The sequence below is a fragment of the Albimonas sp. genome (assembly GCF_055129145.1).
The window spans coordinates 22,545-46,070 of record NZ_JBSRTQ010000018.1; the positions used below are offsets into that span (position 1 = coordinate 22,545).

At 70.9% G+C, this 23,526-nt stretch carries 18 protein-coding genes and 2 pseudogenes; 5 read left to right on the plus strand and 15 right to left on the minus strand.

Features of this window, described 5'->3' with window-relative positions; translation table 11 throughout:
* Positions 1–70: 70 nt before the first annotated feature.
* From ACTB72_RS05215 to ACTB72_RS05240, 6 genes and pseudogenes are all read right to left on the minus strand, one after another.
* Positions 71–406: pseudogene (locus ACTB72_RS05215) on the minus strand (IS481 family transposase); the annotation flags it as partial.
* A 1,247-nt stretch (positions 407–1,653) separates the two neighbouring features.
* The gene (locus ACTB72_RS05220) at positions 1,654–3,387 is read right to left on the minus strand and encodes an alpha-amylase family glycosyl hydrolase (protein WP_463035926.1); all 1,734 of its coding nucleotides are present in this window, start codon (positions 3,385–3,387) and stop codon (positions 1,654–1,656) included.
* Positions 3,384–5,111: an alpha-glucosidase family protein gene (locus ACTB72_RS05225; protein WP_463035927.1), complete on the minus strand. Its 1,728-nt coding sequence runs from the start codon at positions 5,109–5,111 to the stop codon at positions 3,384–3,386. Before ACTB72_RS05225 ends, ACTB72_RS05220 begins: the two co-directional genes overlap by 4 nt.
* A gap of 47 nt (positions 5,112–5,158) precedes the next feature.
* Positions 5,159–5,710, minus strand: coding sequence for a dimethylsulfonioproprionate lyase family protein (locus ACTB72_RS05230; RefSeq protein ID WP_463035928.1), 552 nt, complete (start codon positions 5,708–5,710; stop codon positions 5,159–5,161).
* 604 nt (positions 5,711–6,314) lie between these two features.
* Complete coding sequence (locus ACTB72_RS05235) at positions 6,315–6,551, minus strand: type 1 glutamine amidotransferase family protein (RefSeq protein WP_463035943.1); 237 nt, start codon at positions 6,549–6,551, stop codon at positions 6,315–6,317.
* Between the two features lie 290 nt (positions 6,552–6,841).
* A pseudogene (locus ACTB72_RS05240) lies at positions 6,842–7,432 on the minus strand (catalase); the annotation flags it as partial.
* 463 nt (positions 7,433–7,895) lie between these two features.
* Between ACTB72_RS05240 and ACTB72_RS05245 the strand changes: the two are divergent.
* Positions 7,896–8,483 carry an exopolysaccharide biosynthesis protein gene (locus ACTB72_RS05245; protein ID WP_463035929.1) on the plus strand — a complete coding sequence of 196 codons (588 nt, stop codon included), beginning with the start codon at positions 7,896–7,898 and terminating at the stop codon, positions 8,481–8,483.
* A gap of 36 nt (positions 8,484–8,519) precedes the next feature.
* On the opposite strand, the gene ACTB72_RS05250 is transcribed toward ACTB72_RS05245, so the two are convergent.
* The 7 genes from ACTB72_RS05250 to ACTB72_RS05280 all read right to left on the minus strand — a co-directional run bounded on the left by ACTB72_RS05250 (position 8,520) and on the right by ACTB72_RS05280 (position 15,165).
* On the minus strand, positions 8,520–9,641 hold the full coding sequence (locus ACTB72_RS05250) for a c-type cytochrome (protein ID WP_463035930.1): 1,122 nt from the start codon (positions 9,639–9,641) through the stop codon (positions 8,520–8,522).
* Positions 9,638–10,273 (minus strand): cytochrome c oxidase assembly protein, encoded by a 636-nt coding sequence (locus ACTB72_RS05255; RefSeq protein ID WP_463035931.1) that lies wholly within the window; start codon positions 10,271–10,273, stop codon positions 9,638–9,640. The genes ACTB72_RS05250 and ACTB72_RS05255 overlap by 4 nt, the downstream gene beginning before the upstream one ends.
* Complete coding sequence (locus ACTB72_RS05260; RefSeq protein WP_463035932.1) at positions 10,270–10,707, minus strand: hypothetical protein; 438 nt, start codon at positions 10,705–10,707, stop codon at positions 10,270–10,272. Before ACTB72_RS05260 ends, ACTB72_RS05255 begins: the two co-directional genes overlap by 4 nt.
* Positions 10,704–13,271 (minus strand): cytochrome c oxidase subunit I, encoded by a 2,568-nt coding sequence (ctaD, locus tag ACTB72_RS05265; RefSeq protein ID WP_463035933.1) that lies wholly within the window; start codon positions 13,269–13,271, stop codon positions 10,704–10,706. Before ctaD ends, ACTB72_RS05260 begins: the two co-directional genes overlap by 4 nt.
* 5 nt (positions 13,272–13,276) lie before the next feature.
* Complete coding sequence (gene coxB, locus ACTB72_RS05270) at positions 13,277–14,149, minus strand: cytochrome c oxidase subunit II (RefSeq protein ID WP_463035934.1); 873 nt, start codon at positions 14,147–14,149, stop codon at positions 13,277–13,279.
* A gap of 660 nt (positions 14,150–14,809) precedes the next feature.
* On the minus strand, positions 14,810–14,959 hold the full coding sequence (locus ACTB72_RS05275) for a hypothetical protein (RefSeq protein WP_463035935.1): 150 nt from the start codon (positions 14,957–14,959) through the stop codon (positions 14,810–14,812).
* The gene (locus tag ACTB72_RS05280; RefSeq protein WP_463035936.1) at positions 14,959–15,165 is read right to left on the minus strand and encodes a hypothetical protein; all 207 of its coding nucleotides are present in this window, start codon (positions 15,163–15,165) and stop codon (positions 14,959–14,961) included. Before ACTB72_RS05280 ends, ACTB72_RS05275 begins: the two co-directional genes overlap by 1 nt.
* A gap of 128 nt (positions 15,166–15,293) precedes the next feature.
* Between ACTB72_RS05280 and ACTB72_RS05285 the strand changes: the two genes are divergently transcribed.
* The gene (locus ACTB72_RS05285) at positions 15,294–16,370 is read left to right on the plus strand and encodes an SDR family oxidoreductase (RefSeq protein WP_463035937.1); all 1,077 of its coding nucleotides are present in this window, start codon (positions 15,294–15,296) and stop codon (positions 16,368–16,370) included.
* Between the two features lie 478 nt (positions 16,371–16,848).
* On the opposite strand, the gene ACTB72_RS05290 is transcribed toward ACTB72_RS05285, so the two are convergent.
* Complete coding sequence (locus ACTB72_RS05290) at positions 16,849–17,394, minus strand: sigma-70 family RNA polymerase sigma factor (RefSeq protein WP_463035938.1); 546 nt, start codon at positions 17,392–17,394, stop codon at positions 16,849–16,851.
* Positions 17,395–18,423: 1,029 nt separating this feature from the next.
* Between ACTB72_RS05290 and ACTB72_RS05295 the strand changes: the two genes are divergently transcribed.
* The 3 genes from ACTB72_RS05295 to ACTB72_RS05305 are packed head-to-tail and all read left to right on the plus strand — an operon-like array spanning position 18,424 to position 22,201.
* Complete coding sequence (locus tag ACTB72_RS05295; protein WP_463035939.1) at positions 18,424–19,152, plus strand: gluconate 2-dehydrogenase subunit 3 family protein; 729 nt, start codon at positions 18,424–18,426, stop codon at positions 19,150–19,152.
* 44 nt (positions 19,153–19,196) lie between these two features.
* Positions 19,197–20,957, plus strand: a complete 1,761-nt coding sequence (locus ACTB72_RS05300) for a GMC family oxidoreductase (protein WP_463035940.1) — start codon at positions 19,197–19,199, stop codon at positions 20,955–20,957.
* A complete protein-coding gene (locus tag ACTB72_RS05305) occupies positions 20,954–22,201 on the plus strand; it encodes a c-type cytochrome (protein WP_463035941.1) in 1,248 nt (415 codons plus the stop codon). The genes ACTB72_RS05300 and ACTB72_RS05305 overlap by 4 nt, the downstream gene beginning before the upstream one ends.
* Positions 22,202–22,423: 222 nt before the next feature.
* Here ACTB72_RS05305 and ACTB72_RS05310 read toward each other — a convergent pair whose 3' ends face one another.
* Positions 22,424–22,693, minus strand: coding sequence for a hypothetical protein (locus ACTB72_RS05310; RefSeq protein ID WP_463035942.1), 270 nt, complete (start codon positions 22,691–22,693; stop codon positions 22,424–22,426).
* Between the last annotated feature and the right edge of the window lie 833 nt (positions 22,694–23,526).

Genomic DNA, 23,526 nt, shown 5'->3' on the forward strand with positions numbered 1-23,526 from the left:
AAGGAACACTAGGCGTTTGGTCCCAGGTTTTGATGGTGCAATCTTCTCCCACGAATGGAAGGATGCGCTATGAGATGCCATGGCGCTGCAGACAGCGATGCAGAGACGACCGCGTGAGATGCGGGGTCGTCGGCTGAAGCGCATAGAGGCAGTCATCCAGCGGCAGCAGCGTGTGGCGACGGAACGCGACGATCACCGCCTCGTCTTCGGTGCTGATCACCGTCGAGCTCGGGCTGCGCGGACCGGTGGGCAGGTCGGCGAAGCTGGCCCGCTTCCGTCCCTTCGCCACCGTCTTCGGGTTTATGCCTTAGCGCTTCGACAGCGCCCTCAGGCTCTCCGAGCTGGCCTGGATCGCCAGGCGGACGGCCGCTGTCGTCGTGGCGCTTCCATGCAGTACCTGGCCCATAGCGCATCCTTCCATTCGCAGGAGAAGATTGCACCATCAAAGCCTGGGATCAAACACCCTGGCAAGAAGAGGATGGGCGGCCATGCGCGACCGCCCATTTCACTTTTCGCCGATCCGAACACCAACGAAAACCGGGGCGGCTGAAAATGAACCTTGAGCTCCAAGCTCATGAGCTCGGCGCACGAAGGGTGGAGCTGCCGGTCTCGATTCCGGCCTTTAAAGGCAGTTCTGCGACGGCCTCGCCTGTCCGACCTCAATGCGCGCGACGAGAGTCGACGTCTTGCCTAAGCCATTGCAAATATGCGCAGAAACGCAGGCTGGACAGTTTCGAGGTGGGGCCGCAAAATTGCCCGACCTCGCAGAGTCAGTCCTATTGATTCCGTTTGGCTTTTCGCAGCTTTCATCCCTGCTCGCCTCGCAAGTTTGGGGGCTTCTGCAAACATTTCCTGCGCGTCGGACCATTGCCTTGCTCTGACCAATCGACTTGCTAGTTCCGCTAACCTGCTGCGTGGCCGCCATTTTCGCCAGATCCAGCCTTTTCCCGCTTATTCCCGGATATCCCGCCGATCTGCCACCATTCTTTGCGCCTTACACGTTTCCGCTCCGATATCCGTGCTCTGGTGAGGTTCCGGAGCCGCCATACGCGCCTAAGCCGCGGAAATCGCCTGGATTTCAGTGACGGCGCAGGATCAGTGGTTCGCTCGGGGGGTGCGTGGTGGTGGACGCAGGCCCGCCCGAACCCTGCTCCGCCGCAGAAAGAGGGAATTTACAGGGAAATCCATACATATTGAGCATGCGCACGACGAATCCACCGCAGAATTCGGCGTGATGACAGTGACTTGCGAGCGAATTCCCTGCTGCTCGGAAGAGGGAAGCCATACAACTCATACAGGGAACTTTCAGGGCTGGATCAGGGAAGCGAAGCGCAGGAACAGGGACCTGCCGCACGGAGCCTGTGAGCGCATTGTCGGCGATCGCAGGTCGCTACGGACCCCGGCCCTCCGGCTCAGCCAACACGAGCGCCATGGCGCATCCATCTTCCTGAAACAGCGCCTGGCTCGCCGACACCCTGCGCGCCATCGTCGACGGACAGGATGGCGGCGAGCGACACGCGACGCCGCCCGGTTCGGACGGCGCGGGAGGCGAAGGGATCTCTTGCGCCCGCCCGAGGCATCGCGTCGTCTCGGGATCGGGCGTGCCCCGGCGAGGCGCAGATGATCGCCCGGCGCAGGGGCGGCTCGCGCCGCTCAGCCGTCCTCCGCACCCTGAGCGGGCTCGCCGCCCGCATCGAGGATGGCGAAAGCGAGCGGGCCGAGGGAGAGACCGTGGGGCCCGAGTTCCTGCGCGCAGCCCGGGGCCCGGACCACGCGCGATCCCTCCTCCAACGGCAGGAAGGCGTGGTCGTCGCTGAAGTTCACAGCCAGCATCCATTCCCGGCCGCCCCACATGCGGCGCCAGCGGATCAGGGGCGCGGAATCACGGGTCATGCGCTCCGCGCCCAGGCGCAGGATCTCGTGTTCGCGCCGCCAGCGGATGAAGGCGCGGGCGAAGCTCAGCACCGAATCCGGATCGCGCGCCTGGTCGTGCGCGTTGAACGCCAGATGCGCCTCGGGGAGGTGGATCCAGGCGTCCTCGGCCTCGGTGAAGCCGCCGAAGGGGGCCGCGCCGGTCCAGGGGAACAGGGTGCGGGCGCCGTCGCGGCCTTCGAAGTCCGGCCAGAAGGCCTTGGCCCAGGGGTCCTGGAGCTGGTCGAAGGTCAGGGCGGGATGCGGCAGGCCCAGCTCCTCGCCCTGGAAGATCGCGGCGCCTCCGCGCAGACCGAGCTGCATGAACAGCAGCATCTTCGCCGCCTTCGGGCGCAGCGCGTCCGGCACGAAGTCGGTCAGGTTGGAGACCGCGCGCCGGCTGTCATGGTTGGTGAACACGTTCATCCGCCAGCCGGTCGGAAGCTGTTCCCCCCGCTGTTCGAGCCGCTCTGTCACGGTTTCGACCTCGGGCTCGGAATTGATCAGGTCGAAGTCGTAGATGGCGTGCAGGCGCCGGCCTTCGCGTGTGTAGGTCTCGGCCACATCGTCGGTATAGACGTCGGCCAGCTCTCCGATCAGCACCGCGTCGAACCGGTCGGCGAGCTCTCGGAACCGACGCAGCACACGCTGCGTGCCCTCGGCGTTGCGGTCGAAGATGTGCAGCTGGTCGCGGAACGGGTTGCCGGGCCCGCCGCCGACCAGCACCGGCGCCTCGTGCCCGGCCCGGGGGGGATTGTCCCGGAAGGCCGGATCGTGGCCCAGGCACTGCACGGCGTCGAGGCGGAAGCCGTCGATCCCCGCCTCCAGCCACCAGCGCATCTGCGCCAGCAGGTGGTCGAGCGCGTCGTCGTTGAGCAGGTTCAGCGCCGGCTGGGACGCCAGGAACGGGTGGAAATAGTATTGCCCGCGCCGCGGCTCCCAGCTCCAGGCCGAGCCGCCGAAGGAGCTCAGCCAGTTGTTCGGCGGCCCGCCATCCTCGCTCTTGTCCGCCCAGACATACCAGTCGCCCTTGGCGCCGTCGGGATTGACGCGGCTTTCCTGGAACCAGGGATGCGCGTCGGAGGTGTGGGCCGGCACGAAATCGAGCAGCAGCCGCATGCCGGCGTCGTGGACCGCGTCGCGCAGGGCGAAGAAATCCTCCATGGAGCCGGCGATCGGGTCGATCACGCGGAAGTCGCTGATGTCGTAGCCGAAGTCCTTCTGCGGCGACTTGAAGAACGGCGACAGCCACACCGCGTCGACGCCCAGCGCGACCAGGTGGTCGAGCTTCTCCAGCGCGCCGCGCAGGTCGCCCAGCCCGTCGCCGGAGGCGTCGCGGAAGCTGCGCAGGTAGATCTCGTAGATCACCGCGCCCCGCCACCAGTCCGGCCCCTCCACGGGACGGATCGGCGCGAATTTCTCCTCTTTGCGCGCCGCCGCGCCGGGACCGGGCCGCCCCTTGACCTCGTCCTTCATGCCGTTTCTCCGAAGTAGGCGCCCTGCGCAGGAAGGGTCACGCAACCCTGCCCGCGCACATATTCGAACCCGTGGCCCTCCATCGGCTTGCCGAGGCGGTCGTCGGAGAGGTCGAGATGGACCTCGTCGGGCCCGAGGTTGAACAGGCAGGTCACCGCCCGACCCTGATGGCGGCGCACGAAGCCCAGTAACGGTTCCGGAACCTCGAGAAAGCGGATCGAGCCGCGGCGCAGGGCGGCGTCCTCCCGCCGCCAGTTGAGGAACCGGCGCAGGCGGTTGAACGTCGATCCGGGCAGCGACCGCTGGGCGTCGACCGCAAGCCTGGCATGCGCGTCGGGGATCGGCAGCCAGGGCTCGGCCTCGGAGAAGCCGCAATGCGGGGCCTCGGCCTCCCAGGGAATCGGGGTGCGGGCGCCGTCGCGACCGCGGAAGGCGGGCCAGAACTCACGTCCGTAGGGGTCGACCAGCCGCTCATAGGGCACGTCGGCCTGCGGCAGCCCCAGCTCCGAGCCCTGGTAGAGGCACGAGGCCCCGCGCAGGCAGGTCAGCGCCGCGGTCAGCGCCAGCGGCGGCCGCTCGCGCCCCAGCCGCGTGGCGGAGCGGGGGAAGTCGTGATTGTCGAGCGCCCAGCACGGCCAGCCGTCGGACAGCTCCTCGCCCAGCTCGCGAGAGGTGTCGCGGATCAGGCCGGCGTCGATCTCGTCCGCGCCCAGCAGCCAGTAGCCGTAGGCGAGCTGCAGCCGGTCGGCGGAGGTGTAGGCGTGGTGGAGCGAGGCCGCCTCGCTTTCGTGCAGCTCGCCCAGCAGCACGCGCTCTCGGTCGGGGTCGCTGTCGTACGCCTCGCACAGTCCGCGCAGGCGGCGCAGGAATTCCAGGTTCTCGGGCTGGCCGATGTCGCGGACATGAAGCTGCATGGAATAGGGATTGAACATAAAGCTCGACCCCGTCGGCCGCGTCGGGTTCGGCGGGTTGTCGCGCAGCCGGGCGTCGTGGAAGTAGAAGGCGCAGACGTCGAGCCGGAAGCCGTCGACCCCCATGTCCAGCCAATGCCGGCAGACGTCGAGGATGGCGTCCTGGACCTGCGGGCAATGGTAGTTCAGGTCCGGCTGCTCGCGCAGGAAGTTGTGCAGATAATACTGGCCGCGCCGCGGCTCCCACTGCCAGGACGAGCCGCCGAACACCGACAGCCAGTTGTTGGGCGGCGAGCCGTCGGGCTGCGCGTCGACCCAGACATACCAGTCGGCTCTGGGGTTGTCGCGGCTGCGCCGGCTCTCCACGAACCACGGATGCTCGTTCGAGGTATGCGACAGCACCTGGTCCATCAGAACCTTGAGACCGCGGGCGTGGGCCGCCTCGACCAGCGCGCGCACGTCCTCGAGCGTGCCGAACATCGGATCGACCGAGAGGTAGTCGGAGACGTCGTAGCCGAAGTCGCGCATCGGCGAGGCGACGAAGGGCGACAGCCAGATGGCGTCCACCCCCAGCTCGGCGATGTGGTCGAGCCGGCGCAGCACGCCGGGCAGGTCGCCGACGCCGTTGCCGGTGGTGTCCTGATAGCTGCGCGGATAGATCTGGTAGATCACCGCGCCTTTCCACCACGCCGCATCGGACGACGCCGCGGATGCGCGGCCGGAGACGTCCCGGGGGTCGCCCCGCGTCGCGTCGGGTCCGGCGTCGGGGCGCAGGGCGTCGGCGAGGTCGGTCGGAGTCGAGCGGTCGGTCATGGTCGATCCTTTCCGTGTCAGGCCTTTCCGTGTCGGGCCTTTCCGTGTCAGGCGCCGTCGCGCCGGCGGCAGGGCGTGGCGCGCACGAAGCGCGTGGCGGCGCGGGCGAGACGGGGCGCGGGGCCGAGCCACGCATAGGCGAGCAGGCTCGGACCGCCCCTGTCCGCGCGCAGGCGGTGCACGCGGTCCGGCCGGTTGAGGATCAGGGCGCCGGGCGTCCGGAGCCCCGCCTCGTTCTGCGAAACCGCACCGGCGAGGCAGACGTAGCTTTCCTCGATGCCGGGATGGGCATGGGCGGGATAGACGCAGCCGGGGGCGAACAGGATCAGCCCCAGGCGCATGTCGCGGCAATGGACCGGTCCGCCGGGGGCCGCGACCTCGCATTGGGCGAAGCGGCCGTGAAGACCGGCGGGCGGGCGCACGTAGCCCTCGCGCCAGACCAGCGCGCCGGCGAGGGGCTCGATCGCCCTGATCGCCGGGTCCGCCGGGCCGCGCCTGCCGCGCGCCAGCGCCTGGTCCAGCCGCCCCGCTGCGGCAGGTCGGCGCGCCGGGGTCGGCGCACGCAGGCTGAGCGCGCCCTCGGCAAGATCCGCGGTCACCGCGGCGACCCGCTCCTGATGCGCGCGCACGCGGCGGAACCCGCCGGCGCCGACGTCGGAACCGCCCTGGGCGATCCGCTCGCCCAGGCGCGCGACGAGACGGCGCCAGGCCTGCGCAGGATCCGGGTTCCGACCGCGTCCGGCCGCCGGAGTGGCGGCATCGGGTGAGGCGAGCGCATCCATGGGTTCCTCAGGCGGCTGGATTCCACGAAAGTCGACGACGGGCCCGGACCCGGACGCCGTGACGACAGATCCGGGACGCGCCGCCCAAGCCGGTCAGCCGCCAAACCGCAGGGGCCGCGGACACGGCCTTGAGTATCATGCATTCCGCGCTCTTCATCTCGTCCTCCTTGCTTCGATGCGGCTTTCCCTCCGCCGAGAAAGGGCAGCGGCCGCCGCGCCTCCCTTGTTCAACCGCGGCGACGGGCCGATGTTCCCGTCGCCGCGAAACCACACCGCCCGGTCCGAGCGGGAGGCCGGGCCGCCGATCAGGGCGCGCGGTCCCAGACCCGCAGCTGGCTGCAGGCGTCCAGAACGTCGGGGGCGGTGTTCTTCTCCAGCTCGAACACCCCTTCGCCGGGCGCGTCGGGCAGGCCGGGCGCCATCAGAAAGGCGCGGCCTCGACGGAATGGGCGATGAACTTGCCGTGCGCCCAGGCGTCGGCGGCCCAGACCCGCGCGGGATGCATGGAGGAGAGCATCCGCGCCCCTTCTTCCGAGAGCACGATCGCCACCGCGTCGTAGAGCGCCGAGGGACCGCCGTCGATCTTCTGGTCCGCGGGCCAGACGCCGCCCTCCGAAAGCCGCACGCCGCCGATCTTCGGCGCCACCGGTTCGACCATGGCGCCCACCTCCGCCGCCGCGGTCTTTCAGGCCGGCCACCGCCTTCGCATCCGCGCCGTCGGCCAGCAGGATCCCCAACTTGCGCCCGTGGAAATTGAGAGGCCCGTTCTTGAGGATGCTTAGCGCGGGCGAGACCGGCAGGTCCGTCAGCGTCTCGCGCGCCGCGGGCGCAGGGTCGGGTGGTTCCATGCCCAGCCCCTCGCCGACCGCCGAGGCGAGGTCCGCGTGCACGTTGCGCAGATGCGCCAGCACGCGAGTGCGGATCTCGGGCGTCTCGACCTTGCTCAGCGTGCATCGCCTCGGGCATCCAGGAGATGAAGTCCCAGAAGTTGTCGTGCGCGGTCTGGGTCTGAGGAAAGCCGCGATCAGGCGCGGGCTTGGCGGCGTGGATCAGGTCGGGGAACTTCATCGCGTCCTGAATGAAGAACACCGGGATGTTGTTGCCCACGAGGTCCCAGTCGCCCTCGGCGGTGCAAAGCTTCACGGCGAAGCCGCGCACGTCGCGCGCCAGATCGGCCGAGCCCTTGGCGCCCGCCACCGTCGAAAAGCGCACGAAGGCGGGGATCCTCTCGCCGGGATGGGTCAGCGCGTGGGCGCAGGTCAGGTCGGAGAGGTCCCCATACGCCTCGAAGAAGCCGTGGGCGCCGTAGCCGCGCGCGTGGACCACGCGTTCGTGGTCGAAGTGGAAGATCTTCTCGTGGAAATGGAAGTCCTCCACCCGCGCCGGGCCGCGCACGCCCTGCCGCAGCGTGTTCTGGTCGTCCGCGACCGGGATGCCTAGCTGCGTGGTCATACGCGCGCCGCCGTCGGCGACGATCTGGTGCCGCTCTCCGCCCTCGCCTGCGCGGGTCCCGTGGGGCGCTGTCGGGTCGATGGTCATGCCCGGGTCTCCTGCTTGGCCTCTGACGCCGGTCGAATTCCGGGCGACGACCGGCGTGGTCCGCCGCCGATGAAGCGACCTGCTTTCCGCGCGAATGTTCTCGAGAAGCCAAGCGCCCTATTCAGCGCCCCCAGCCGGCGCGGGTCTTTCGCCCGCGCGCCGACGAGGAGGACGGGCCGGCGCGGGATGGCGCGCCTTCCCGTTGGAACATTTCCCGTCCTCGCGCATTGTGCAGCGGGCCGGAGGCGCAGGCGGGAGCACGCGCCCGGCGCGCCGACGCCTCGAGCAGGGAGAGACGCTTGCCAAAGATCCTCGTATCGCCGACCACCGGCCCGACGCGGGCGCGGGCGCGCGGACCTTCGGCCGCCGTCGCGTTCGGCCGCCTAGCCGCGCCCGCCGCCCCTTGCCCAGCCGCTTCTCATCCTGCGGGGCCGGGCGCGCGCGACGCCGAGGCGGGCCGCTGATGGCCGGACAATCCCCTCACGCCCCGATCGGAGAGGTGCTCGACCGTCTGGACGAGGCGGCGCGGAACGACACCCTCTCGGTCGGCGACGTGGTCGCGGCGCTGGGCGACCGGTCGATGCCGGCGCTGCTCTTGGCGCCGGCGCTGGTGGTGATCACGCCCGCCTCGGGCGTTCCGCTGCTGTCCTCGATCTGCGGGGTGAGCATCGCGCTGATCGCGGCGAGCGCCCTGCTGGCGCGGCCGCGCGTCTGGCTGCCCCGGTGGATCCTCGACCGTCAGACCGAAGGGCGGCGTCTGCGCGAGGCGGTAGCCTGGTTGCGCCGGCCGGCGAGCTGGGTCGACCGGCGCACGCGGCCCCGGCTCGCCTGGTTGTTCCGCTGGCCGCTGGACCGGCTGCCGCTGGCGCTGTGCCTGCTGTGCGGGCTCGCGATGCCGATGCTGGAACTGGTGCCGTTCACCTCGTCGGTGCTGGGGTTTGCGACGGCTTTGCTGGCGATCTCGGTGCTGGTGCGCGACGGGCTGTTCGCGTCGCTGGGCATCGCGATGGTGCTGACGGCCGCCTGCGTGCCGCTGTTCGTCGCCACCTGAGCCGGCTGGGCGCGCCTGGGTCCGGCGCGGGCCGGATCAACGCGGCGCCGGCGCGCGCGAGGCATACCAGGCCGAAACCGCCGCCGCGTCCGCGGCCGGCAGGTGGCGGGCGGCGCGGATCATCAGCTCGGCCAGGGGCCCGCCGGCGACCGGGGGATCGGCGGTGTAGAGGCGAAGCTGCGCCTCCAGGTAGCTCCGGCGCTGTCCGGCGAGACGGGGGAAGACGTCGCGCATCTGCTCGCCCGGCGGCGAATGGCAGGCGTCGCAGGCGGCGACGTCGCGCGCGGGCAGGCCCCTGCGGGCGATCTCCCGACCTCGCGCCAGCAGCGTTTCATCCACCGCAGCAGGATCGAGCGCGGCGGCTGGGTCGCGCGGCGCGTCGGCGAAACGCGCGGCGAGCCGGGCCAACGTCGCCGCATCCAGCCCGGCGGCCGCGTGGCGCATCACGCCGCTGGGCCGGGCGTCGGCGGCGTAGCTCTTCAGCGCCGCCTCCAGCGCCGCACGCGGCTGGATGTCGAGCCGCGGGATCGGCCCCGGCGCGGTCGCATCGTCATCCGGCCCGCGTCCGCCGGTCCCATGACACCGCACGCAGTCCGCGAAGGGCGGGTCGGCCGGCAGCGCCAGCCCCCGCGACGGGCCTCCGGGTCCGCCATGGGCCAGCGCCCTGTAGCCCTCGGCGTCGAGCTCGGGCAGCTTCTCCAGAAACGCCACCACCGCCCAGACCTCGTCCTCGCGGCCACGCGCGGGCCAGGCGGGCATGCCGGTCATCATCACGCCCGCGTCGACGATCCGGTGCAGTTCGGCCGGCGTCCACAGGGGTATCCGCGTCGCGAGGTCGGGCGGCGGCGGCAGCATCGCCTGCGCCGCCCCACCTGTCGGCGCCGCGGGACTGCCGTGACAGGGGGCGCAGCCGCTCTCGTAATGCGCGGCGCCGAGGCGCGCGAGGCCGGGGGCGGAGAGGTCGGGAACCTTGGTCCCCAGCGCGTGAAAGGCGATCGAGCGGCGCATGGCCGTGTGCAGCACCCAGCTCCCCACCGATGTGTGCCCGCCCGCGGCGCCGATGGGCGAGAGCCCAACCGCGAAAACGACGACGGCGAGCGCGAAGAGCCCGGCCAGGATCCAGGCCAGCGTGCGGAGACGGATCGGCCCGCGGATCATGCGCTCGTCTCCTCGCCCCTTATCGCGCGGCCGGCCAACGTCAGCCCGCCCGCCAGATAGACCGCTCCGCCCGCCGCCAGCATCAGCACGCCGCCCGCCTCCTGATCGCTCAGCGCATCGAGGCCGAACAGCGTCGGCCCCTCGGTCGGCGCCCGGCACAGCAGCCGCGGCGACAGCGCCACCACCACGCCCAGCATGGTCATGTGCATGGTGGTGAACAGCAGCGCCCCCGCTCCGGCCAGAGCCCCGGACCGCCGCTCCCGCGCTGTCGCCAGCGCCGTGAGCCAGACTGCGAGCGAGGCACCCAGGAAGCTCGCCTGCTCGGCCGCGAGCCCGACGGAGGTCGTGCGCGCCAGCGTATGCAGCGCCGGCGCATGCCAGGCCCAGATCGCAGCCAGATCGACGAGCGATGCCGCGACCGGCGCCCAGACGGGCATCGGGGCCGCGTCGCGCGAAAGTCCCAGCGCCAGCAGCGGCGCGGCGATCGCCACGACGCTCATGTGCAGGGCCATATGGGCCGCGAAGCTGCCCTCGCTCAACCGCGGCAGCGGCCCCGCCCAAGCGAGCGCCAGCGCGCCGAGCCCGGCGGCGAACGCCAGGTCGGCCCGGCGGAGAAGGGCCGGCGCGGTCATCGGCAGGTCTCCAGCATCACCGCGGGCAGCGCCGTGTAGATGATCGCCACGAAGCTGACGAAGCAGAGCAGCGTGGCGACATGAGCGAGGAAGCGGCGCCGCTCCTCGGGGTCGTCGGCTTCGTAGACGAGGTCGTCGCCGGTGAGGCTCAGACCACGGACCCGGCGCAGGGCGCGGAAGGCGACGCACAGCGCGACAAGCGCCGCCAGCGTCGCCGCCGCCACGCCCCAGGACGCGGGGCCGAGCCCCGCGCCGGGGCCGGCATGGGCGCACCAGCTCGCGCCGATCCAGTAGCAGACGAGGAAATGCGCCCCCCAGATCAGCGGTCCGGTCGCGATCCGCCACAGGCCCCGCGCCTGGCGTTTGGCCTCGCCGTGAAAGCGCTGGTCGCGGCGGGCGGCCTCCTGCGGATCGCGGCGCGCGGGGCGGGTCATGGCGCGACCTCCCCGATCTCGGGGAAGGCGGCGAACGCGACGGCGGTCATGATGGCGGCGAAGGCGTGGAAATGGGCGAAGACCTCGGTGTTGCGGATGTCTGCGTCATGCATGGGCGTCAGGCGGCCGGCGAAGCTCGCGACCAGGCAGAAGCCCTGCATGATCGCGCCGACCGCGGCATGGGCCGCCGACCACAGCACCAGCGCCCACACGATCGCCGGCCAGGAATGGACCGTCGGGTCCATCCCCGCCGCCCACGGCCCCCAGGCGAGCGCCGCCGCCGCCGCCAGCCCCGACGCCGGCGCCAGGGCCAGCAGCGCCCGGAACGCCCCGACCCGCCCGGCCGCGTTCGCCCGGCGTCCGCCCCAGGTGGCGAGCCAGGACACCACCGCCAGGCCCAGCGCCGCCGTCGGCCAGACCACGCCCGGGACCGGCAGGCCGGGCGGCGGGAACGCCTGATGCACCGTCAGGAAGAAGAACAGTCCGAAGATCAGTCCGAGAAAGGCGGTCAGGTCGCCCAGCATGGTGATGAACATCGCCCACCACCCCGTCGACTTCGGCCCGGAGACGTAGAGCGCCGCCTCCCGCCCCATCCCGATCTGTTTCACGGACTTTTCGGGATGCTCGCCGGTGCCGGTCCAGACCCAGATCAGGATCGAGACCAGCGCGCCCGCCGCGGAGACCGCCGTCAGCCACCACCAGTGGAACGTGGCGAAGATGAACACGCCGCCCAGCGCCGCGGCCGCGCAGATCGGCAGGACCGAGGGGCCGCCGACGCGCAGCACCTGCTCTGGCTCGGCGTCGAGCACCGAGGTCACCAGCCCCTCGCGCCGGCCCTCCTCGGCGTCGGGCAGGTAGAAGCGGCCCTCGTCGTAGTCGCGCACGTAGTCCGGATCGCTCCACAGCGGATAGCGCGACCAGACCTGGGGGATGCAGCGCACGCCCCAGTTTCGGGGCGGCTGCTCCTGCAGCCATTCCAGCGCCCCGCCCCCCCAGGGATTGCGCGGGGCGCGGTCGGTCTCGCCCTTGGGTCGGATCAGATCCCAGATGAACACCAGAAAGCCCGCGGCGAACAGGAACGCGCCCAGCGACGAGACCAGGTTCAGCGTGTTCCAGCCCAGGTCGTCGGGATAGGTCCATACCCGCCGCGGCATCCCGCGCAGGCCGGTCAGATGCATCGGCAGGAAGCAGATCACGAAGCCGGGGAAGCACAGCCAGAACGACCAGACGCCCAGCCGGCGCGACAGCATGCGCCCGGTGACCAGGGGATAGTAATAGTGGATGCCGGCCACCAGCGGGAACAGCATCCCCCCGAACAGGGTGAAATGCAGGTGCGCGACGATGAAATAGCTGTCATGCGCCTGGAAATCGAAGGGCGCGACCGCGACCATCACCCCGGTCAGCCCGCCGGCCACGAAGATCGCCAGCGCCCCCATGCTCCACAGCATCGGGACCGAGCGACGCACGGTCCCCAGCATCAGCGTCGCGATGAACACGAAGATCTGGATGCCGGTGGGGATCGCCACCGCCTCGGACGCGGCCGCGAAGAAGCCAAGGCTGATCGAGGGCAACCCGGTCGTGAACATGTGGTGGACCCACAGCCCGAAGCTGATGAAGCCGGTGCCCATCGCCGACAGCACGATCCACGAATAGCCCGCGATGGGGCGGCCCGCGAAGGTCGGGATCATCATCGCCAGCAGCGCGATCGAGGGCAGGAAGATGATGTAGACCTCCGGGTGGCCGAAGATCCAGAACAGGTGCTGCCACAATAGCGGATCGCCGCCCCGGGTCGGGTCGAAGAACGGCCAGTCGAGCAACCGCTCCAGTTCGAACAACAGGTCGCCGGCGATCAGCGGCGGGAAGGCGAACAGGATCATCGCCCCCACGATCAGCACGTACCAGGCGTAGAGCGGGATCAGGTTCAACCGCATTCCGGGGGGGCGGCATTTCAGGACGCCCACGATCAGCTCGACCGCGGCGGCGATCGAGGCGACCTCGATGAAGCTCAGTCCCAGCAGCCAGATGTCGGCGCCGATGCCGCCCTGCTCGGTGGCGAGCGGGGGGTACATGAACCAGCCCGCGTCGGGCGCCGCGTCGAAGAGGATCGAGCCGCAGACGAACACCCCCCCGATCAGATAGCACCAGAAGCCGAAGGCCGAGAGCCGCGGGAACGGCAGGTCGCGCGCGCCCAGCAGGGCCGGCAGGATCAGGATCGCCACCGCCTCGAAGATCGGCACGGCGAAGAGGAACATCATCGCCGTGCCGTGCAGGGTGAAGGCCTGATTGTAGAAATCCGGCCCCACCAGGTCGTTCTCGGGAACGGCCAGCTGGGCGCGCATGATCAGCGCCAGCGCGCCCGCGAACAGCATGAAGGCCAGCGCCGAGCCCGCGTACCACAGCCCCACCTCGGTGTTGTTCACCGCGGTCAGATAGCGCCAGCCCTTCGGCGTGGCCCAGGCCGCCCGCAGCCGCGCCTCCTGCGCCGCGCGCAGGGCCGGATCGTCCTGACGCTCGGGATGGGGCCGCTCGGAACGGGCGCGCGTGGGAGCCTGGGGATCGTTCATCGGCGTCACCTCAATCCAAGCAGCCAGTCGGCGAGCGTGTTCAGCTCGGCCTCCGACATCAGCGCCCCGTAGCCCGGCATCCGCGCACCGGGCTTCAGCGCCTGCGGGTCGCGCAGCCAGTCGACCAGTCCATCGCGCGTGATCGGCGCGAGCCCGGCGCCGAAGGTGGCGCGGGCGGCGAAATGAGTCAGGTCCGGGCCGACATCGCCGGCCTTGACCAGGCCCCGGACCGGATGGCAGGCGGCGCAGCCGTGCTCGAGGAACAGCCGCCGCCCCTCCGGCGCGGCTTCGGGCGCCGCCGGGCGGGCCTCCGCCGCCAGCCAGGCCTCGAACGCCTCTGGCGGGTGGACCACGACGGTGAAGGCCATCAGGGCGTGGCCGGTTCCGCAGAACTCCGTGCAGACGCCCCGATAGACGCCGGGTTGAGGGTCCTCGACCAGCAGGCGGTTCACGCGACCGGGTATCATGTCCATCTTGCCGGCCAGCGAGGGGATCCAGAACGAATGGATCACGTCGCGGGCGCTGAGCACGAACTCCACCGGCTCCCCCGCCGGCAGGTGGATCTCGTTGGCCGAACGCACCGGGGACGTGAGATCGTCGCGCGCGTAGGCGACGCGCCACCAGAACTGCTCGCCCCCCACCTCGACCCGCAGCCGGGCAGGCGATGCGCCCCAGTCCGGCAGCAGCCGCAGGCCCGCGACCAGCAGCACCGCCAGCGCCACGGTCGGAAACACCACGCCGCCGAAAACGATCAGCCTGTCAGCCCGGCGCTCCCCGCCCTGCAGGGCGGGCCGCAGCACCGCCAGGATCGCCGCCAGCATCACCACCGCCCAGATCACCACGGCGGCCAGCGCCATCCATTCGAACAGAGCCGCCACTTCGACCGCCTGCCGCGCCCGCGGGGCGAGCGCCGACTGCGGCCCATCGCAGGCCGCGACGAAGCTCGCCGCCGGCAGGATCGCGGCGATCGGCGCGAGGCGGCCGAGCTTGCGGTCTCCGTCGATGGGCTCTCTCCTTGGTCTTCCGCCGGCGCGCGGGATCCCCTGTCCGCGCGCGGTCTCGGCCTCCTTCCGGTTCCACCTAGGGCCGGGGCCGCGGCCGACCAGTCCTGCGGGCTGCAGCGTGGTTCAGGCGCGCCGGAAGCCGCCCGTCACAGCGCCGATGCCCGGCAGGATCAGCGCGCTCGGCCACACGCCCCGGACCCTGGGGAAGCCAGTGCTCCCCTCGCCCGCGTCCATCACCTCGCCGGCGCGGTCCCGCTCACTCCGCCTGCGCCGCAGGTTGGCGTGCGACATCCCCATAGCCCGTGCCCGGGCGCCGAAACGTCGAGCATGATCAGCGTCCGCAGCGCCGTCGCCTGGCAAGCGAGCGGCATGACCCCGCAGCGCGCATGAAGCAGCACGGCTCCGGGCCTTGCCGCAGCCGAAACATCATTCGGACCAGGGTTGCGACCGCGCCCTTGGCCAACCGCGCCATGCGGCGAGCGAAAGCCCCGGCGCCAGCGAGGTGAGCCGCGGCCAGGGCGTGTCCCTCGCCATTCACGCGATCGCCTCCGGCTCGGCGTCGAGCGTGGTGGCGGGGGGATACCCACCACTGTCGCGAGGCCCGCGGCCGGCCGCGGAGATCAGGTTCAGCGTTTCCCAGCCCGCGGAGACGGGACAGGCGGAGATGCGCCGCGACATCCCCATCAGCCCGTCCCGGCGCACCGGCGGGCGCCGGGGTCGACGCCCTCGCAGACGATCCGCGCGAACGCCGCCATCGCCGAGTGAACGATGTCAGCAAGGGACGCGCGCGGGAAGAACAAAGACGCAAGGAACGGGATGCCGGTCGCAAACACGGGGTGCACCTGCACGACGAAGCCCGGCGCCATGGTGGCGATCGAGGCCAGAGCCACCAGCGTGCGGCCCGCCAGCGGACGACGGACATGGATCGGAACTTCCTCGGCCCCGGAACTTCCATGGCCCTGAGCGGTTGCAGGGGGGAGACCCGCGAACAGGAGGACCTAGGATGGACGAGGACCGCATGACGAACGGACGGGAGGAAGCACAGGACGAGGCTCGAGGGACGGCCGCGCGCCATCGCGACATCCAGGACGAGATCGCCGCGCGCGAGGACGCCGGGACCGGCGGCGAGGCGCCCTCGCGCCGCCCGCCCCAGACCGGCGCGCGCGACTATCCCGCCGCCCCGCAGCCCGCCCAGCACCAGGCGAAACCTGGCTCGGAGGCCGATCTCGACCCGCAGCCGATGTGCGATGCGCCCTACTGGCGCGGCTCCGGAAAGCTGGAAGGGATGTCCACGCTCATCACCGGCGCCGATTCCGGCATCGGCCGGGCGGTGGCGGTGCTGTTCCCGCGCGAAGGCGCCGATGTGGCCGTGGTCTATCTCGACGAACACGACGACGCCGAGGAGACCCGCCGACTGGTCGAGGCCGAGCGCCGCCGCTGCCTGCTGATCCCCGGCGACATCGGCGACCCGGCCTTTTGCGAGGACGCGGTCGCGCGCACCGCGCACCGCGCACCGCGCACCGCGCACCGCGCACCGCGCACCGCGCACCGCGCACCGCGCACCGCGCACCGCGCACCGCGCACCGCGCAGACTTTCGGCGGGCTCGACGTGCTGGTCAACAACGCCGCCTTCCAGCTGCATTCCGCCGATTTCGAGGATCTGACGCCCGACCACGTCAACGAGACGCTCCGCACCAACCTGGCGGGCCTTTTCCATATGAGCCGCGCGGCGGCGCGCCGCCTGCCGGAGGGGGGCTCGATCGTCAATTCGGGCTCGGTCGCCGGCCTGCGCGGTTCGGGCCGCGCGGTGGACTACGCGACCACGAAAGGCGGGATCCATTCCTTCACGCTCTCGCTGGCGCAGAGCCTGCTGCCGCGCGGCATCCGGGTGAACGCGGTGGCGCCGGGGCCGGTATGGACGCCGCTCAACCCGGCCGACCGCCCGGCCGAGGGCGTGGCCCATTTCGGCGAAAACAATCCGATGGGCCGCCCCGCGCAGCCGGAGGAGCTGGCGCCGGCCTACCTGTTCCTCGCCTCGCCGCAGATGTCGAGCTATGTGACCGGCGCCATCCTGCCGGTAACGGGCGGCGGCTAGCGCGGGCTGGCCGGAGGCGCGGGTTGCAGGCGAGGGGCGCGCCGGCTCAGCCGAAGCCGGGGCCTTCGCGCCCCGCCCGCGCCCATGGGACCATCGCCAGGATCGCTCTCCGCAAGGTCGGCAGGCGTGATCGTCGCGCCGAACACCGGGCGCTCGGTCACTGGGCGCCCGGTATCTCGTGCCACCGTCCCGAGTCCGCGCGCCGCCTGCCCGGTCGTGACCGGCACGCCGACCAAAGGCGGAAACGGCAGCGGCCGGTCCATCGCCAGAAGATGAAAGTCCAGCCTTCCCGGCGCCGCGCCTCCTCCCAGCGTCGCGCAAGCGGTTCCGGCGGATCGCACCCTCCGGCAGACCGGCCAGTGGCCGAGCGGCGATTTCGATCCGTGCGGGCAAGACCCGGCTCCGGCGCCCAAGGCGAGGCGGGAGCGGCACGGAGACGGACGACGCAGGCCGATCCACGGCCGCCCGCGGCGCCCCGTCAGCGGAGGGCGGGGTCCAGCTTCTCGACCACCATTTCGCGGCCCCGGGCGACCCGGCTCTTCACCGTGCCGATCTTGCAGTTGCAGATGCGGGCGCTGTCCTCATAGCTCTCGCCCATCACCAACACCAGCAACAGGACCGCCCGATAATGCGGCGGCAGGCCGAGGATCGCGTCCATCGCTTCCCGCCCCTGCAGCGTCCATTCCTGGGTCGGCGGCGACGCCACGTCCAGCGAGACGCAGTCGGCGTCGCCTGTCCGCTCGCGCGAGGCCTTCCGCAGCGCGGTCAGGAAGGTGTTGCGCATGATGGTGAACATCCAGGCGCGGAGATTGGTCCCGGGCCGGAACTGACGGCGCCGGGACAATGCCTTCAGCAAGGTCTCCTGCAGCAGGTCATCCGCGTCGGCCCCGCCCCGCGTGAGCGAGCGCGCAAAGACCCGGAGCGCGGAGGTCTGGGCGAGAATGTCGGCGGAGGAGACGCAGATCGACGGGGAAGAGGTCGAAGGGGGGCGGATCGAAGAGCCAGGAAAGGAATCGTCGAGCATGGTTGCGGAACCTGTTCGCGGGAGAGCCAGGGACGGGGCGAGGCGGGAAGCGCCGCGCCGCCGTCGGTTTCCGTTCAACGGGGGGCGGCCGCGCCACGGCGGCCGTCGAAACCTCCCCGGCGGGGGATCAGCCGGAGAGGGGCGCGGCGCCTGACCGAGCCCGTATCGGACCATCGCGAGGGCGCGAGCGCCAGCGAGCCCGACAAGACCCGGAGCGGGCGCTCCGCCGCGCCCGCGCGTCTGCGGCCGTGTCTCCGGCGCCTCCGACATCGGCGCGCGCGACGGCATGGCTTCCGGCTCGCCTGGTCGGTCGACGGCGTACCGTGCCGAATGGATCGGATCGTCCGTCCGGTCGCAGCAGGTCATGCGCGCCCAGTCTGATACGGTGATCTGCGTCATGTTTCATAATCGGGCTCCGGCAGCGGGCGCCCCAATCAAATTAGGTCGAGTTTTCTGCAGTCAAGATGTCGTGTCACCTTGTGCCTTGACGTATATTATCAGGTTTAACATTAGATCTTATGAGACTTTTTAAATATGTTCGTCAGAAGCCAAGAACATGACGAGTGCGCCACAGTTCAGTTCGGCGCGCGCGAGGCGACGTCGCCCCCGGCTCAGCCCGACACGTGCGTCTGCGCGGGATCCGGGAGGCCGCGCAAACCTGCCCGCTCCCTGAAGAGGAGCGTGGCGCGTCCCGTCGCGAGCAGGCCCCGCCGCGCCTTGACCCGCAGCCCCGCCGGAGGCCTATGGCGGCTGGCGGAAAGGGGGCGGGCGCCCTGCAGCGGGTCTCCCGCCGTCTCCGGTCGCGTCTCGCTCAATCCGACCGCCGGCTCGCGCAACCGCCCGCAGGCCACGCGCGCCGACACGCCGGGCGGCAGGACATGGGTGCTCCGCAAAATGTGTCATCCATGGCGCCGTCTGGTCTCATTGGCGCCGAAAGGCGGGGTTTTGCTTCGAGTCATGACTTGCCGACCCCACGACACCCGCAGGGCAGGCGACCCCCGGCCCGGGCCCCGACCCAGCCGCCGGCGCGTGATCTCGCTTGCCGCCGCCGCCGCCGCCTCCGCCTGGGCGGGACGCCTCACCGCCGAGACCTATCGCGGCGAAGTGCCTTGGAGCGCCTCCGACGACGACGCGCCTTACCACGGCGCCCGCGAGGCGCATTTCCTCACCGACGCCGAGTTCGCCGTCGTGGAGGCGATGTGCGCGCGCATCCTCCCCGGCGACGAAAACGACCCCGGCGCGCGGGAGGCGGGCGCTGCGGTCTTCATCGACCGTCAGCTCGCCGCGCCCTGGGGCCGGGGGGAGCTGTGGTACATGCAGGGCCCCTTCTCCGACGGGCTGCCGACGCAGGGCTACCAAGCGGCGTTCACCCCCGCCGCGCTCTACCGCGCCGCCATCGAGGCGGTGGAGGAGCACTGCGCGACGGCCTTCGACGGGCGCGGCTTCGCGGACCTCGCCGAGGACGAGCAGGACCAGGTCCTGACCGCGATGGACGAGGAGACGCTGAGCTTCGACCACGTCCCCGCCAAGACCTTTTTCGACATGATGCGCGAGAACACCATCGAGGGGTTCTTCTGCGACCCGATCTACGGGGGCAACGTCGACATGGTCGGCTGGCGGCTCGTCGGCTTTCCCGGCGCCCGCTACGACTACCGCCCGTGGCTCGACCATGGCGGCCGCAGGCTCGACCTGCCCCCGGTCGGCATCGCCGGTCGTCCCGCCTGGCGCCGCGCCGGGACTCCCGCCCCCCGCAGGTGACGGCCGGCGAGCGATCGCCTGCAAAGGATGAAAGGAGGCCGTCTATGGTCACCCGACTGTCCCCCGTCGACGCCGTCATGGTCGGGTTCGGCTGGACCGGCGCGATCATGGCCCAGGAGCTGACCGACGCCGGCCTCGATGTGCTGGCGCTGGAGCGCGGAGGCTGGCGCGACACTCCCACCGACTTCCCCACCACCCATTCCCAGGACGAGCTGCGCTATTACTGGCGGCACGAGACGTTCCAGGCCGAGAACCGAACCACCGTCAGCCTGCGCAACAAGGCCGGCCAGACCGCGCGGCCCATGCGCCGCTGGGGCAGCTTTCTGCCGGGCACGGGGGTGGGCGGCTCGGGCGTGCACTGGAACGGCATCACCTACCGCTTCTTGCCCTCAGACTTCCGCACCCGCTCCCACAACGAGGAGCGCTACGGTCCGCTGCCCGAGGAGATGACCGTTCAGGACTGGCCCGTCTCCTACGACGAGCTGGAGCCCCACTACGACCGCTTCGAGAAACTGTGCGGCATCGGCGGCTTGGCCGGCAACGTCAACGGCGAGATCCGCCCCGGCGGCAACCCGTTCGAGGGCCCGCGCAGCGACGACTACCCCAACCCGCCCATGCACATGACCTTCGCCCAGCACCGTTTCCGCGAAGCGGCCGAAGGGCTGGGCATGAACCCGTTCCCGGTGCCCTCGGCCAACATGAGCCGGGCCTACACCAACCCGCTGGGCTGCCAGCTCGCGCCCTGCACCTACTGCGGGTTCTGCGAGAAATACGGTTGCGGCAACTACTCCAAGGCCTCGGCGCAGACCACGATCCTGCCGGTGCTGATGCGCAAGCCCAACTTCAGCCTGCGCACCGAGGCCGAGGTGCTGCGCGTCGAGCGGTCGCGCGACGGCGGCCGGGCAACGGGCGTCACCTATGTGGACGCGCTGGGCGAGGCATATTTCCAGCCCGCCGAGATGGTGTTCCTGTGCGCCTACCCGCTGGAGAACGTGCGCCTGATGCTGATCTCGGGCATCGGCGAGCCCTACGACCCCGCCACCGGCCGCGGGCAGGTGGGGCGGAACTACTGCTATCAGGTGATGTCGGGGGCGGACGTGTTCTTCGAGGACGAACACGTCAACGGCTTCGTCGGGGCCGGCGCGCTGGGCATGGTGGTCGACGACTACAACGGCGACAATTTCGACCACTCGGGTCTGGGCTTCATCCATGGCGGCTACATCTCCTGCACCACCACCAACGCCCGGCCGATCGAATCCCACCCCACGCCCGAAGGCACCCCGAAATGGGGCGCCAGGTTCAAGGCGGCGATGAAGGAGAACTTCCTCAAGAAGACCTCCGTGGGCGTGCATGGCGGGTCGATGGCCTGGCGGACCAACCGCCTGGACCTCGATCCGACCTACAAGGATCACCTCGGCCGGCCGATCCTGCGCATGACCTACGACTTCACCCCCCAGGATCTGGCGATGTCGGACTACGTCACCGACAAGGCCATGCGGATCGCCGAGGGCATGGGGGGCAAGACGGTGAACCGCAACGATCGCGACGCGCCCTACGACTCGATGCCCTACCAGACCACCCACAACACCGGCGGCACGATCATGGGCGCCTCGCCCGGCGACAGCGTGGTCAACCGCTATCTGCAGAGCTGGGACGTCCCGAACCTGTTCCTGATGGGCGCCGGCGCCTTCCCGCAGAACGCCGGCTACAACCCCACCGACACGGTTGGCGCGCTGACCTACTGGTCCGCCCGCCACATCGTCGCCGACTACCTGCGCAACCCCGGCCCGATGGTGCAGGCATGAGACGCAGGCTCCCGCTTCTCGCCCTCGCCGCGTTCGCCGCCGCCCCCGCGTTCGCCGACCAGATCCAGTTCGGAGAGGTCGAGCGGGGCCGCTACCTCGCCGCCGCCGGCAACTGCATCAGCTGCCATACCGACTCCGAACACGGCGGCGCCCCCCTGGCCGGAGGCCGGGCGATGGAGACGCCCTTCGGCACGATCTACACGCCCAACATCACCTTCGACGACGAGACCGGCATCGGGCGCTGGAGCCGCGACGACTTCTGGCGCGCCATGCGCAAGGGCGAAAAGCCGGACGGCGCGCAGCTCTACCCCGCCTTCCCCTACCCGTGGTTCACCCGCATGCCGCGCGAGGACGTGGACGCGATCTACGCCTTTCTCTCCACCCTGCCCACGGAGACCAAGCCGAAACCCGAGAACGCGCTGCCCTTCCCCCTGACGGTGCGCGAGACGGTGGCCGCGTGGAACGCGCTTTACTTCGAAGAGGGGCCGCTGCCTCCCGCCCCCGACCGCTCCGACGCCTGGCTTCGCGGGCGCTATCTGGTCGAGGGGCCGGGCCATTGCGGCGCCTGCCACAGCGACAAGAACCTCGCCGGCGCCAGCGCCGAGACCCTGCTGGGGACAGGGAAGCCCGCCGCCCACCTGACCGGCGGCGTGCTGGAGAACTGGCTCGCGCCCGAAATCCGCGGCGGCGAAGGCGGCCTGCTGGAGGACTGGACCGCGGAGGATATCGCGGCGTTCCTCGGCGAGGGGCGCAACGGCCATAGCTCCGCGCTGACCCGGATGGGCGAAGTGGTGACCAATTCCACGTCCCGGATGACCCGGGACGACCTGCTGGCGATCGCCACCTATCTCAAATCGCTGAATGGCCCGGCGCGCGACACGGTCGAGGCGGCCGAGCCCGCCGCGATGAAAGCCGGCGAGGCGATCTACATGGACGTCTGCTCGGCCTGCCATGGCGGCGACGGCGGCGGCGTGGAGGGGATGTTCGGCCGGCTCGACGGCTCGGCCAAGGCGAACTCCGCCGATCCGACCACGTTGATCCGCGTCGTTCTGGAGGGCGCGCGCTCGCAGCCTACCGACCGCTACCCCTCGCCGATCTCGATGCCGGCCTTCGACTGGAAGCTCTCGGATCAGGAGGTCGCCGATGTGCTGACCTATGTCCGCCAGAGCTGGGGCAACTCCGCCGCCTCCGTCGCGGCGGAGGAGGTCGGGAACCTGCGGGAAAAGCTCGCCGCCTCGCACTGACCTGGCGGGGCAGCCCCGGCCCGCCGCCAAGACCGGCCCCTCGCCCGCCGCCCTCGCCTCAGGCGGCGAGCGGCTCCGGCCGGAAGGCGACGCGCGGAATATCCCGGGTCGCGCGACGATGTCTCGCCGGCGCTCGACCCAGCCGGAACCGCATCGGCGCCTTCGCGAACGCCGGTCTCGCCTGCCCGGCCGCCGTGGCGCGATCTGGACGAAATGTCGTCGCTACAGCGTGTCGTCCGAGATCGGCGACGCATTCGTCTTGTCCTGCTCATCCGACAGGATCGAACGGATTTCGGCGATCAGCGCGCCTCGCTCTTCGCCTTCCCGCCCCTCGGCGCTCTCGCGACCGAGCTCGGTGAGCAAGGATTTCAGCGACTGCTCTCTTTGACCGGAGGCGTAGCCCTCCTCGGCCAGGATCGCCTGCAGTTCCTGCGGGCCGACCCAGCCGCCATCCTGGGTGCGCAGGCTCGTCACGTCGGTCTTGCGGGGCATGGCTGTTCTCTCCGGATTGATGACTGGCGTTGCGCGCCGGCGCGATCGATTCAATCGCGACACCGCCGTCTCGGTCACGGCCGATCGGACGAGGCGCCGCCCGGCCGCATCGCTTCCTGTCTCCCATGAAGCCCCGAGCCGCTTTCTCGGGCTTCGGCTTGCGGGCGGCGCGGCGCGTCTTGCTGTTCGGGGTCGGCTGCAGCGCTCGACGTTCCGCGCCGCGCCCTCGCCGGCCAAGGTCACAACCTCCCAGACGGCTTTTGGTTCCCCGGATCGAAGGCACGGTCGCCGCCGTTGTCGTGACCAGGCGAAGGACGATGCAAGCATTCGTCCGCCAGTCGACGCCGCGACCGGCCATCGCATCCCTTGGGCGGCACCCGGCCGCCCGAAAGCGAGATCGTCCATCAGCGGCTTGAACCAGGGGGCGATCTCGACGCGAGGCGCAAGCCGCCTCACATGATCTCGGGCGGCTTGTATCGCTCCAAACCGCTTTGCTCGCCCACACCATCCGGGAGGTCCATCTTTCCCGGCAAGCGAGCGTGCGGACTGATCCGGCGACGGCTCGCCTGAACGGACGGCGACGACCTTCGCAGCATGATGATTTCCTGTCGCGCGCCTCCGGAAACCGCTCGACTTGCATCGACACGGGAAGCGGTGGCGTCGACGTCGCGACGCTGGGCCGGGCCCGCCGCCGCCTCGGCCGCGTCGCCGGGGACTTGCGCGGTGGGAGGCCCCGCACGGCCGCGAGCGCCGCGCCGAGGTCGATGCCGGACACCACCCGGTCGCGCATGATCACGCGGCCCCGCACGATCGAATGACGCACGTCCCCGGCC